Source organism: Enterococcus sp. AZ080 (assembly GCF_051714945.1).
Classification (GTDB): domain Bacteria; phylum Bacillota; class Bacilli; order Lactobacillales; family Enterococcaceae; genus Enterococcus_B; species Enterococcus_B pernyi.
The window spans coordinates 556,311-569,217 of record NZ_JBIOSV010000001.1; the positions used below are offsets into that span (position 1 = coordinate 556,311).

Annotated in this window: 13 protein-coding genes and 1 pseudogene; 10 read left to right on the top strand and 4 right to left on the bottom strand. The window is 39.4% G+C overall.

What is annotated here, in order from left to right:
* Positions 1–67: 67 nt before the first annotated feature.
* Entirely contained in the window at positions 68–577 is a 510-nt protein-coding gene (locus tag IGK01_RS02605; protein ID WP_010736264.1) for a type 1 glutamine amidotransferase domain-containing protein, read from the top strand.
* Positions 578–848: 271 nt separating this feature from the next.
* Here IGK01_RS02605 and IGK01_RS02610 read toward each other — a convergent pair whose 3' ends face one another.
* Both IGK01_RS02610 and IGK01_RS02615 read right to left on the bottom strand, forming a co-directional pair.
* Positions 849–2,015, bottom strand: a complete 1,167-nt coding sequence (locus IGK01_RS02610) for a galactokinase (RefSeq protein ID WP_224434531.1) — start codon at positions 2,013–2,015, stop codon at positions 849–851.
* On the bottom strand, positions 2,012–3,052 hold the full coding sequence (locus IGK01_RS02615) for an aldose epimerase family protein (protein WP_224434532.1): 1,041 nt from the start codon (positions 3,050–3,052) through the stop codon (positions 2,012–2,014). Before IGK01_RS02615 ends, IGK01_RS02610 begins: the two co-directional genes overlap by 4 nt.
* A 227-nt stretch (positions 3,053–3,279) precedes the next feature.
* Here IGK01_RS02615 and IGK01_RS02620 point away from each other — a divergent pair, with 227 nt between their 5' ends.
* The 7 genes and pseudogenes from IGK01_RS02620 to IGK01_RS02650 all read left to right on the top strand — a co-directional run.
* Positions 3,280–4,185: an AraC family transcriptional regulator gene (locus IGK01_RS02620; RefSeq protein WP_010736261.1), complete on the top strand. Its 906-nt coding sequence runs from the start codon at positions 3,280–3,282 to the stop codon at positions 4,183–4,185.
* 68 nt (positions 4,186–4,253) lie between these two features.
* Positions 4,254–4,931 (top strand): NAD(P)H-dependent oxidoreductase, encoded by a 678-nt coding sequence (locus tag IGK01_RS02625; RefSeq protein ID WP_224434533.1) that lies wholly within the window; start codon positions 4,254–4,256, stop codon positions 4,929–4,931.
* Positions 4,931–5,098, top strand: coding sequence for a hypothetical protein (locus IGK01_RS02630; RefSeq protein ID WP_010736259.1), 168 nt, complete (start codon positions 4,931–4,933; stop codon positions 5,096–5,098). The genes IGK01_RS02625 and IGK01_RS02630 overlap by 1 nt, the downstream gene beginning before the upstream one ends.
* 117 nt (positions 5,099–5,215) lie before the next feature.
* A complete protein-coding gene (locus tag IGK01_RS02635) occupies positions 5,216–6,115 on the top strand; it encodes a LysM peptidoglycan-binding domain-containing protein (RefSeq protein ID WP_071866708.1) in 900 nt (299 codons plus the stop codon).
* A gap of 189 nt (positions 6,116–6,304) precedes the next feature.
* Positions 6,305–7,012, top strand: a complete 708-nt coding sequence (locus tag IGK01_RS02640) for a GntR family transcriptional regulator (protein WP_010736257.1) — start codon at positions 6,305–6,307, stop codon at positions 7,010–7,012.
* A 706-nt stretch (positions 7,013–7,718) separates the two neighbouring features.
* Positions 7,719–7,949, top strand: coding sequence for a type II toxin-antitoxin system PemI/MazE family antitoxin (gene mazE, locus IGK01_RS02645; RefSeq protein WP_010736255.1), 231 nt, complete (start codon positions 7,719–7,721; stop codon positions 7,947–7,949).
* A 49-nt stretch (positions 7,950–7,998) separates the two neighbouring features.
* A pseudogene (locus IGK01_RS02650) lies at positions 7,999–8,124 on the top strand (type II toxin-antitoxin system PemK/MazF family toxin); the annotation flags it as partial.
* Positions 8,125–8,406: 282 nt separating this feature from the next.
* On the opposite strand, the gene IGK01_RS02655 reads toward IGK01_RS02650, so the two are convergent.
* Complete coding sequence (locus IGK01_RS02655; protein ID WP_010736254.1) at positions 8,407–9,606, bottom strand: enolase C-terminal domain-like protein; 1,200 nt, start codon at positions 9,604–9,606, stop codon at positions 8,407–8,409.
* Between the two features lie 273 nt (positions 9,607–9,879).
* On the opposite strand from IGK01_RS02655, the gene IGK01_RS02660 reads away from it, so the two are divergent.
* Positions 9,880–11,709 carry a glucose PTS transporter subunit IIA gene (locus IGK01_RS02660; protein WP_010736253.1) on the top strand — a complete coding sequence of 610 codons (1,830 nt, stop codon included), beginning with the start codon at positions 9,880–9,882 and terminating at the stop codon, positions 11,707–11,709.
* A 413-nt stretch (positions 11,710–12,122) separates the two neighbouring features.
* Positions 12,123–12,422 (top strand): hypothetical protein, encoded by a 300-nt coding sequence (locus tag IGK01_RS02665; RefSeq protein WP_438840479.1) that lies wholly within the window; start codon positions 12,123–12,125, stop codon positions 12,420–12,422.
* Positions 12,423–12,553: 131 nt separating this feature from the next.
* Here the strand turns inward: IGK01_RS02665 and IGK01_RS02670 are convergent, their stop codons facing one another.
* Entirely contained in the window at positions 12,554–12,802 is a 249-nt protein-coding gene (locus IGK01_RS02670) for a winged helix-turn-helix transcriptional regulator (RefSeq protein ID WP_438840836.1), read from the bottom strand.
* Between the last annotated feature and the right edge of the window lie 105 nt (positions 12,803–12,907).

Sequence of the window (12,907 nt, forward strand, 5' to 3'; positions counted from 1 at the left end):
AGATGATTTGCACACTTTTCTGAAATCCTTTAGGCTAGAATCAAGCGATAAGAAAGGAAGAGGAAAAATGGCAAAAAAAATTGCAGCAATCGTAACTGATTTAGTCGAAGATATTGAGTTGACTTCACCAAAAGAAGCATTGGAAAATGCGGGGAATGAAGTGACAACGATTGGTTTTGAAGCAAACCAAACGATCAAAGGCAAAAAAGGTGGCGAGTTCACGATCGATCGCAGCATTGATGAAGTTTCTCCTGAAGATTTCGATGCGCTCTTGATCCCTGGAGGATTCTCACCGGATCAATTACGTAAGGATCAACGTTTTGTTGATTTCGTTACTTACTTCTTGAAAAATGACCAACCGTTATTTGCTATCTGTCATGGCCCACAATTGTTTATCCAAACCGGTCTAACAGAAGGTAGAACAATGACTGCTTACGATACTGTTCGTCCAGATGTGGCTTACGCTGGCGCCAATGTCAAAGATGAAGCAGTGGTGATCGATAATCAATTAGTTACTAGCCGTACACCAGATGACTTGCCTGAATTCAACAAAGCAATTGTTGAGATCTTGGGTTAAACGACTGAACACTTTGTAGCGTTGCAAGTCAAAATAGTGATACGAGGAATAAAGAATTTTAGAATGATTTGGGACAGAAAGAATGCAAATACATTCTTTCTGTCTTTTTAACTGAAAAAGAAATTTATAATTAAAATAAGATGCAACTAATCAACCGCTGATTTTTAAATTTTTTCAAAATTATTTAACCTAGATTCAAAATCATTATTCAATAAAATATGCGCCTGAGTTTGGTTGTTTGCCAAGCCCAGACGCATGTTTCTGTTTTTAACTAAATTTTCGTCGTACCGCTTCCGATATGTGCTACATAAAATTCTGGCTCATATCCTACAACCTCTAAATAACGTGCATGGACATTTTCTTTAAAGGCGGGGATTTCCTCTTCTTTGACTAGAGCGATGGCACAGCCACCAAATCCTGCGCCTGTCATTCGTGCGCCTAATACACCAGGTTGCGCTTGTGCGGCATCTACAAGTGTATCTAATTCGATGCCTGTGACTTCGTAATCATGACGGAGTGAGTAATGAGAATCATTCAATAATAGACCGAAAGCTTCTAAGTTTCCTTGCTCTAATTCAGCTTTTGCTTTTAATGTTCGTTGATTTTCAGTGACGGCGTGACGTGCGCGACGGATCAAGGTATCATCGCCAATCAAGTCCGTATTCGCTTCGAAAGTCGCTTCATCTAATTCGCCTAAAGCTTTGATGTCCAGCTTCGTTTGTAGACGTTTCAAGGCTTCTTCACATTCGCTGCGACGTTCATTATATTTTGATTCCGCTAATTCACGTCGTTTATTCGTGTTCATGATAACCACGGCGTAGCCATCTAATTTAACTGGGACCATTTCATAGTGTAATGTATTCGTATCTAGCAAGATGGCATGGTCGATTTCTCCAAAACCGATCGCAAATTGATCCATGATCCCTGAATTGACACCAATGAATTCATTTTCTACTTTTTTTCCAGTTTGAACGAGTGTCAAGCGATCGATCGCTAAATCAAACAAATCTTCCAGAACAACCCCCACTAATAATTCTAACGAAGCACTGCTAGAAAGTCCGGCACCATTAGGGATCGTTCCTTCAATCACCAATTCAAAACCGCTCTCGATGGTATAGCCAGCTTCTTTTAGTTTCAAGATCATTCCTTTGACATAATTTGCCCAGTTGTCTTTTTTATCAAATGTCAGGTCATCAAGCGTGAATTTGATCACGCCGATTTCCTCAAAGTTTGTTGAGTAAACTAATACTTTGTTGTCTTCTCGACGTGCAGCAACGCCGTAAGTGCCATAAGTGATCGATGCAGGAAAAACGTGTCCACCGTTGTAGTCCGTGTGTTCACCGATCAAGTTGATTCGCCCAGGTGAAAAATAGTTTGTTGTTGGTTTTTCACCAAATAATTCATTGAATTTCGTTGTTAAATGTGCTGTTTTATTCATCTGTCTTGTTCCTCTCTTGCTTCAAGTTTGAATTCTGTAATCGTCTCAAATGGTGTTTCCGGTACCAAAGATATGTCGCCGAAAGAAGGGTAACGTTCTGCTCCTGGAGCGATTTGTGTTTCAAAAGTGATGCCGCCATGGTTCGCTAAACGTTGCCCGCGCATTTCAGGTGTATCTTCCCCAAAGTTGGCAGTGAAAATGACGATACTCGATGCATCCGTCCTGACACTGACTTTGATTGTTTCATCTGGACTTAAAAGAGAAGCGGCCGTTTTATCTAAGCCTGTGTCCTTTAAGAAGAACGGATGATCGATTCCATCAAATAATTCTTTTTGTGGAAAGTCACTGGTGAAAACAGTCGTTAGTTTTGTTGGTGTTTGAAAATCAAACGGTGTTCCAGTCACTTCTATTTGTTCACCTGTCGGAATGCTATCTGGTCGTAAAGCAGCAAAGGCTTGACTGTTGACCCACAAAGTATGGTCATCGATTGGTTGCGTCACATCACCACTCAAGTTGAAATAAACATGATTAGTTGGGTTGAATAGTGTCAATTGATCACTGACTGCTTTCGTTGTGACACGCCAAATATTATCTTCTGTAAGAGTATAGCGAACTTCTACGGATAAATTCCCTGGAAAACCACGCTCTTTGTCGGGACTAGTCGTGGTAAAGACCACAGTGGCTTCTTGTTCGCCATCAATGATTTCGTATTGCCAGATTTTTTCTTCAAAACTTGGCGTACTGCCATGTAAGGAGTGACCAGTTGCAGGATCGACAGGTAGTTGATACGTCTGGCCGTCGAGGGTGAATTTGCCTGCATCGATCCGCCCAGCAGTTCGTCCGATCGTTGCTCCGATAAAGGCATCTTTTTCGAGATACTCTTCTGCTGAATCAAAACCTAGAATCAACTCTCTACCCATGAATGTCAAACTGACGATCCGTGCGCCTAAATCGGTAACAGCGAGGGTCGTACCCTGTTGATTGGTTAAAGTAATCAAATGTGCAGATTGTCCAAATGTTTTTTTAGTAATGTCCATTTAAGTAGTCCTTTCTTGGTGCTGGATTAGTAGTTGGTGTAGGCGCAGTTTACGCCTAATCAAATTAACTATACCATTAAATGAAGCGTTTACAATGGGGCGTTTACTGTTTTTACCATTCAATCATATCAAAGAAGAGCACTTGCTTGAATGTATTTCTGTGAGCAGTATTTAACTTTTTGTTGCATCTATAGTAGAATAAAGAAAATACGAAAGAGGGTACGTCAATGGAAAAAGCGATTTTTTTGAAAAAAGAACATCAATCCATCTCACAAGAACTATACTTTGACTTTTGCGGTTTTTCTAAAACATTGCCCTTTCATTCATTTGGACCAGCTATTCGTCAAGATTATATTTTGCATATCGTGATGGAAGGAAAAGGAGTCTATCGCGTAAAAGATCAGCAATATCAATTAAAAAAAGGTGATCTTTTTTTGATTAGACCGGGTGATTCTACTTTTTATTTGGCGGATGGTGAAGATCCTTGGGTCTACTGTTGGATTTCCTTCGGTGGGGCAGTAGCCGATAAAATCATTCAACATTCTTTATTCAAAGATGATCAATACACGATGGTTTCTTCAGAAATTGCTAGATATGTGGAGATTATCTTGGCATGTATGAATTACTCGACAAAAAATCTAGTCGATGAGCTGCAATTAAATGCGTTGACGTATCAATTGCTCGCGCTCTTATTAGAAGATGGTGGCTATGTTCATTTAGGAGAACAAAAAAGTTATTCAGCCCTCGCTGTTGATGCGGTACAGTATATCGAAGAACATTACAGCGAGCGTTTGACTGTTGAGGAGATCGCAAAAAAATTATCCGTTAACCGAAGTCATCTCTCTCGTGTGTTCAAAAATCATATGGGGATCAGTATCAAAGAATATATGATTGGTGTTCGCATCAATCGGGCAGCGTTTCTCTTATCTCTGACGGAAGAATCCGTTGAAGCAATCGCTTATCAAGTCGGCTTCAATAGTTTGGTCGTATTTAGCCGCATGTTCAAGAAATTCACTGGTGAGACGGCGACAAACTATCGTAGACGAATGAATAACGAAAAGATCAAAGGAGTTTCCGCAGAACAATTAAAAAAGCAATTAGAAGAACAAGCCATCATTTCTTGGGCGACCTAAGACATAAAGGCATTGTTGACTGGGTTTTTCTTGGGATATGCTAGACTAGAAAACGGGAGGAAAAAGCTATGAAAACATTGATTATTGTCAGCCATCCGATAATTGACACATCGTTGAACCAACAGTTTTTTAAAGAAGCATCCAGCCAGCTATCGACTACTTGGCATCATCTAGAAGCTTGTTATCCAGATGGGGAAATTGATCTTCAAGCAGAACTTGCTTTATTGAAAGAGCATGACCGGATCATCTTCCAATTTCCTTTCTATTGGTATAGCGCGCCAGCCCATTTGAAAATGTGGCAAGACCAAGTGTTAGAAGCGGCAACAGCAGTCTTATCAGGTAAAGAATTAGGGATCGTCTTAACAACCGGCGTGAGTGAAAAAGAATACCAAGCAGGTGGGAAAGAAGAGTATACGATCTCGGAGTATTTGCGTCCGTATCAACGAATTGCCCATAAATTCCAGATGACCTTTTTGCCTCCGTTTGTTTTAGCACAGTTCATGTACTTAACTCAAGAACAACGGTTTGAACGCCTGATCAGTTATCAGCAATATCTCACATTAGTCGAAAAACCTTCACTGATCAATCGGATCGATTGGTTTATCGAACGATTTGCACAAAATGAACGCATCAAGGAAAAAGCACCGATGAAGCAGCAGATGATCGAAACGATGTTAGAAGAAGCCAAAGAAAATATTGAAGATCTGACATTTATACTACAAGAGATGAAAGGAAAGACCTTATAATGGATCAATGGTTGACAGAACAATTAGCCGAATTGAGTACGCAAGCGGATTATGAGGGCAAAGCCTTACTTCATGAAATGTCACGCTTATTTGTCGAAATCAATGAACGGATCGAGCAGTTGCAAGGAGAAATCGATGGAGAATCTTGGAATCATCAAAAATGGTGATTTTTCTTCAGTAATAACATAATAAAAAATGTTCATAACGCTTATTATTTGCTACAATGGAACTACAAGAAAGTTGGTAACGCTATTTTTTTACAGAAATAACAGGTGGTGAATGAAATGAATGAAGAAAATGAACAGCGTGGCAATGTTCGATCAGCTCGAAGACAACAACAGAAACAAGCATCACGCATGCGTATGATGAAAATCGGTGCCGCTGTTGCAGTAGTCTTACTACTGGTTGGTGCAGGTACTGGATTATATCTCCATAGTAGAAACAATGCCAGTGAAAACTCGGTAGCAAAGACGAGTGAAACGACGCAATCGTCCACAGCTTCAACTACTGCTTCATCTGAAACTGAAGCAACACAAGAAAGCAGCGAAGCAACAGAACCTTCAGGAGCTATTTCTGAACAACTACAAGCAGTCGTTGCAGATTATTCGAAGAAAATCGAAGATAAAACCCCAGTGTTGATCGAAGAATACCAAGCAGAGATCCAAAACAATCAAGACGGTGTCAATGGTCTTTCGGTCATTGCCAACCGAAAAGCAAGAGAACTTCAAGCCTTGTCGGATGAAGGAATCAGTAAATTAAGAGGGATGTACCAAGATGCTTCCAACAAGGAGGATATCGACCTAGATACCATGATCAATCAGCTATCTGCAAGTTATACGGCGCAGGTCGCTCGGATCTCCGACATTTATCTGCGAACAAGTGCGGAACTTCAAGCAGCGACACCTAGTAGCGAATCTTCTTCGGAAGAGACGACACCTTCGACGGAAGCGACACCAGAAACAACAGAAACGTCGGAGTCACAAGCCGATCAGTACACGGCACAGTCCACAGAAGATACGAGCAATCAAGCCAATCAAGCAGCTACAACCGTTGTACGTGAAGGCGAAGGTCCAAATCAAATTGCGCAACGGACGGGTGTGCCAGTTGAGACGATCTTGTCCTTGAATGGCATGACGATGGATGATTTCTTCTTTAACCCTGGTCAAGAATTACGTTTGAATTAGGAAGATCAAGAAGAAAGATTCAACTTCAATTGATTAGATGAAGTCACAAAAATGGTTCTTTTTGCCAATTTTTGTGGCTTTTTTGTTCTAAATACGTTTCGTTCTCCACTGGCTCATCATGAGTGGGTTGTGATTGGTTGTTTTTTTGTTAAGATAAAGAAGTGAATGTAACCCGTAAAGGAGAAGATCATGAAAAAACGAGAATTCATCGTCCAAGATTTATTGAGTAAGATCTATCAAGAAGAATTTAAAGATGGAAAATTACCGAATCAACGAAAACTAGCGGAAATCTATCATGTTTCTCGCTTTACGATCCAACAAGCGATCAAAAACCTGGAAGAAATCGGTATTGTCCGTGTCGTTCAAGGATCAGGTATCTTTATCCATGAAAAATGGGTCAAAAATCCCTTGATCTTCAATTCTTTGACACGTACCCCTTATGATCGGATCCATTCAAAAATGATCAGTTTAAACAAAGCACCAGCAACGGCGGATGAGCAAAAAATCTTTCAACTTGATGACGGCGCCGAAGTTTGGACATTTGAACGTATTCGAATCGTTGATTATAAAATCGAGCAGTTAGAAATGTCAAAAATGCCGGTAGCAATGTTTCCCGACTTATCCCAAGAAGTCATCGAACATTCCATCCAAAAGTACGTGGAACAAAAAGGCTATCGAATTTCTCACTATATCACGAGTTATGACCCAATCACGACTTCCAAAGAACAATCAAAAATATTGCTATGTAAACGCGGTACACCAGCCATGCAAATCACGAACCGAGCTATATTAGAAGATGGACAAGTCTATGAATACAGCAGTATCATTGCCATCGACTACTCTGTGACTTACATCCGCCCCTTTGACCGTGAGATCCATCGTTCGAGGATTGATTGAGGATTTGAGTAGTCTCAAAATAGCTTAAGGAAAAAACTTCTGTAAAAATGTAGCTTTTTTGAAAGTTAAGGAAGAAAACATTAAAGCGAATTAGTTGATAGTGATTGTGAAGGAAGCACTGATGAAGCGTAAAACGCAATCATCAGTGCTTTCTTACAAATGCTTGATAAGTGAAGTAAGTTATATTATTTATAATAGAAAATATAAAACACAAAAAAATAACTTACAATAAGTATGAACCAAATAAGTCTTTCAACTATTTGAGCTATTGTTGATTGATTGTATGTAAAAATGATACCAAATTTATAGTTCCTGTTACTGCGTATAAAAATACTCTGTAAACCTAGAGAGAGCATGATAAGTAACTTCATGATCAGATTCGATAGCTGATAGGATTGATCGTTAGTTGTTAGGAAAAAAGTATACAAAGTTAAAAGTTGTAACAACCAAATAACTTGAACAAGTTTTCTCGCAGCTTGGGTTTTATTCGACATAGATGTTTATCCTCCTTAAAATTATTATTGTGATTTAAGTTGATTATATGCCTTTTTTAAGTCAATATTCAATAAGTGTTTAATGAGAATGTGGCATTAAATAAAAGATTAAGAAGGTCTGAGAAACTCTATTGATTTATTTTTGTATTAGTATCTTTTACGTTATAAAATTAAATTTTACATAATAAAATTTGCTGTGTGAGGAGTGATAAATGATGATTAATGTAAAAGCTCGTAAAGTAGGGAATTCTATCTCTATTTCAATTCCTAAACAGTATCAGGTTAAAGCTGGATCAAAATATGTCGTATATAAATCTAAGAATGGAGGATTAATATTCACACCAAAAATAGAAAATCCATTTTTATTGGATGAACCATTTCAAAAGGATGAAGATGAGGGATGGCAAACAATAGCAAAAGAGGAGATTGGGAAAAATGTATGAACCTCAACAAGGTGATTTGATCTGACTTAATTCTACGCCTTCTTTTAGCAGGGAAATAAGAGGGAAGCAGCCAGCTTTAGTTGTTTCCTCAAATGCTTACAATAAAAAAACGAACTATATTATTGTCTGTCCGGTAATGACTGGGGGAACAACTTTTCTGGGTATGTTTCTTTGAATGATTACAAGATACGTGGAAGAGTGAACGCTACACAAATTCATAGTTTTGATACTGACCGGATTATTAGTAAAGAATTTATTGATCGTCTAAGAGGAGACGATTTTCTTCAAGTCAAACAGATTTTAGATTATTCTTTAGAAACTGATTTTTGAAAACTATGTTTTACATAAAAAGCTACTAAGGTTTACACGTGTATTCATTATTATAATAATAGGAATACAGCGGAACCAAAAAAAGCTATCCTTACATATTTCGTGTAAGGATAGCTTTTTTTTGGAATTACGGTGTCACGATCGTGCCGTCTGGTGTACGGCTTTGTGTCCATTCGTGTGGACGATAGACAACTGGAAATTCTGCCGCCTGTTCTTCATTGAATGTGACACCGATCCCACTTTGTTCGATCGGATAGAAAAAGCCTTTTTTTGGTGTGGGGATATTTCCGAAAAGTTGTTTCGTATTTTCAGGAACATCGATGTTTTCTTGGATCGCCGCATTGTGCAAGTGGATGTTCAAATGCGTATTCACTGCTAAGCCGATCGGTGTGATATCAGATGGCGTATGCCAAGCGATTCGTATCCCCATCGCTTCGCAAAAGTGTGCCAATTTCAAGGCAGGCGTGATCCCGCCGATTTGTGAGACATGGGCACGCATATAGTCGATTTGACGATTGCGAACTAATTCTTTCCATTCCATTGGATTATTGAACAATTCTCCAGTAGCAATCGGGGTCGTTGATTGACTTCGCAATTGAGCCAACCATTCATTTTGGTTTGGCGGTAGAATATCTTCTAAAAAGAAAAGATTGTACTTTTCTGTTTTTTTTGCAAAACGGATCGCTTGGTTAGGATGCAAGCGTTCGTGAACATCGTGTAACATTTGGAAACGATCGCCATATTTGTTTTGGATATGTTCAAACATGGATAGCGTAGTGGACACGTATTCTTCTTGATCGAAATAAGAGCCAGCAAGTGGTTGTTCAGGTGTTGCTAAATTCGTTGGATTTCCCCCATAAAAACCTAATTGACAACGAATATAACGATACCCTTGTGCGAGAAATGTTTCGATTTCACGATCGAGGTCCTCTAGATTAGCTGCGACAGCATGCGTATACGCAGGAATTGCTGTTCGAGCTTTTCCGCCGAATAACTGATACAATGGCATATCAGCGATTTTCCCTTTGATATCCCAGAGCGCCATATCGACACCTGAAATGGCGTTATTTGTGATTGGCCCATTCCGCCAGTAAGAATTGACATTCATGACTTGCCAAAGGTCTTCGATTTGATTCGCATCGCGTCCAATCAGTAAAGGTTTTAAGTATTCTTCAACTACGGTCTGGACAGCCAAAGGACGAAATTGGAAAGTGCCGCAACCGAAGCCGGTCACGCCTTTATCTGTTTCAACTTTTACGACTAACAAGTTGTGACGATCTGGTTTGATTGCGTAACTTTTTATATTTGTAATGATCGTTGGTGTCATTTTTTTCACTCCAATATACATAAATATGAATCATGTGCATCCTCATTGAAACATGGGGAAGAACATCCTGTCAATTTGGTCTAATAAAAACATCTAAACCGACTAAAAATCAGTCCAATTTTACGTTAGTATTTTTATAAACGTTGATATTAAAGCTTTTTCATTGGTTATTTACTAAAAAGGACTGGTTTTACAAGTGGCGTTCCACATGCTACTATTTGGGTGAAAGCGGAAACAAGAATCATTGTTTGATGAGAATAAGGGGGAGAACATGTGAAGCATGAAGAAATAGCAAAACAAATCATACAACATGTGGGTGGAGCAAGTAATATCAACAACGCTTGGCATTGTATGACAAGATTACGGTTTGATTTAAAAGATGAGAAAAAAGTGGATTATGCTGCGTTGGAAAAAACACCTAAAGTGGTGGGGACAAAATATCAAAGTGAACAACTGCAAGTCGTGATCGGTACAGAAGTCGCTGACTATTTTGCACCAATTGCGAAAGAATTAGGGTTGGATGAAACAAGTGAACGAAGTGAAGGAGAGAAAAAAGGCGTCGTATCCTTATTTATGGATACTGTTTCCGGTGTATTTGGTCCGATCGTACCAGCAATTGCTGGGGCAGGAATGATCAAGGGTTTGATGGCCGGTTTAGTGGCATTGAATGTCATTTCGAACCAGACGGATACGTATTTGATCATTGATATGATTGCGAGTGGCGTATTTACTTTCTTGCCATTTTTCGTTGCTGCTTCTGCCGCTCGGATCTTCAAAACGAATCCATATTTAGCGATTGCGATCGCTGCAACTTTACAATTTCCCACCATGACGACAGCGGTTGCTGAAGGTTCGATCTCTGCTTTCCAACTGTTTGGTCTCATTCCAGTTCCTGTCTTTAATTATGCAGGAACAGTTATCCCGATCATTTTTGCGGTATTGGCACTCAGCTACATTTATCGTTGGGTGGATAAGTTGTTGCCACAAGTGTTACGAACGGTTTTCACACCAACCATTTCCCTGTTTGTTGCAGGATTGTTGACACTCACAGTGATCGGCCCGATCAGTATTCATTTAGGTAACCTCTTAGCAGCTGGTGTGGCATGGTTATTCTCAATCTCACCAGTGTTAGCTGGTATCGTGGTCGGTGCGATCCGTCCAATTGCAATCTTTACTGGGTTGCATCATGCGATGACCCCAATTGCCTTACAAAATTTTGCGAATCAAGGCTATGACATGTTGATGCCGATGATGTTCATGGCGAACATGGCGATCACTGGTGCGACAGCGGCAATTTATCTCAAGGTAAAATCAAAAGAAGAAAAGTCATTGGTACTATCTTCTGCTGTTTCTGGTCTATTAGGAATCACTGAACCAGCGCTATTTGGGATCTTATCAAAATACAAGAAGGCGTTTATGGCGGCTACAATCGGTAGCTCGATCGCTTCAGCGTTTATCAGTTTCTTCGGTGTTCGGATCTACGGCTATATTTTATCAAGTATTTTTAGCTTACCAGCTTATATCGGTCAGTATTTTGTTTTTGCGGTACTTGGGATAGTGATCGCTTTGGTTTCCTCATTCGCCATCACTTATTTCTTAGTACCAAACGAACAAGCTGAAGATACTGAGTACACGAACGAAGTGAATCTACACGCTGTAGCTAAAGGAGAATATATTCCTTTAGAAGATGTGCCTGATGAAGTTTTTTCAACGAAAATGATGGGGGATGGTTTTGCAATCGAGTCAATCGATGGCGCCATCTTTGCACCGGTCAGCGGAAAAGTCACTACGATTTTCCCTTCCAAACATGCGTTAGGAATTAAAACTAGTAATGGCGTCGAAGTATTAGTCCATATGGGAATTGATACTGTCAACTTGAATGGGGCAGGATTCGATGTACTTGTAAAGGTCGGTGATCAGGTAACCGTTGACACTAAAATTGCTCAAATGGATTTGCCTTATATCCATAGTCAAGGGAAAAAGAGCATGGTCATCGTTGTGATCACGAACATGGATCGTGTGTCGAAATTCTCCGGGGAACGAAACCTAGAAGGGCAGCACCAAGCTGGAGCGCTCTTGGAACGTGCCTTGTTGAATGGGTAAAATGAAAATAGCATGATCAAGAGAACATACGCCATCTTCAAAGATTGGCGTATGTTTTTTTGTTGATAACCTTATTTTTTTGTTTATTTAGTTATCTATATTTTTGTTTAAAGTTATTTAATTTATCGGGTGAAACATGAATAGATTTTATGCGATTCCATGATTTGCTAGGTGTTAGGGGACTTTGATAATACTGGTTTATCAGCTGGTTTTCATTGTTTTATGAGGGCTAGTGGTTTTTAATGCAGTGGGGAATGGTATGGTGGATAGGCGAAAGAGGGGAAATATAAAAAAGATTCATTCAGTGTGTGGAATTCTTCGGGTTGTTTTATTTGATGTTTTTTTTAAAAATAAATTATCCTTATTTTAAGAAGCGGTAAGCGCTTTCGATGTAAGCTTAGTAGGCGATAGATATGACTGATTTAGCTGGAGGAATCACTATTCCAGACGCACCAACGATTACTGATGAACACAAGAAGCTGGTAGAAGAAGCACGCAAAACGTTAGATGACAGTAGTGAGGCTATACCATTTGCGCTATTAGGAACACAAGTAGTTGCTGGGACAAACTATTGGATCTTGTGCAAAGCCAACATGTTTGGCCCCACACAGAGCAAAAAATTAGTGACTTACAAAATCAACAAAAATCCACAAGATGAAGTGACGCTTTTGGAAGCGGAAACATTCGAGTTTTTGATTGACCCAACTTTTTAAAATACTTCCCCACTTTCCCATACGGTCGATAAGAGAAGATGTTCATTCTACTATCAACTATATGGGATTTTTATTATCTCAAGAACTGTCTTTACTGTGATAGAAAAACCATCTTTCCATCATTTACAGAATCAATCCGCTATTTCCGTTGAAAGATCAGCAACGACTTCATAATAATGATCGCCCCAATCGCAGATATGTTGGACGATCGTTGAGAGTTCGCGCCCGATCTCGGTCAATTGATACTCTACTTTTGGCGGGACTACGGGATAGACTTTACGTGTGAGTAAATGATCGCTTTCTAATTCTCTTAATTGGAGAATCAACATTCGCTGGTTGATGTCTGGTAACATTTTTTCAATCTCACTTAATCGTAAAATCGGTTGTTGTAAAAAACATCAAATCAAGACGATCTTGTATTTTCCACTCAGGACGTGCATGGCTAAATCTTTCGTATTGGTAAACTCTTTTTCATGGTATTGATA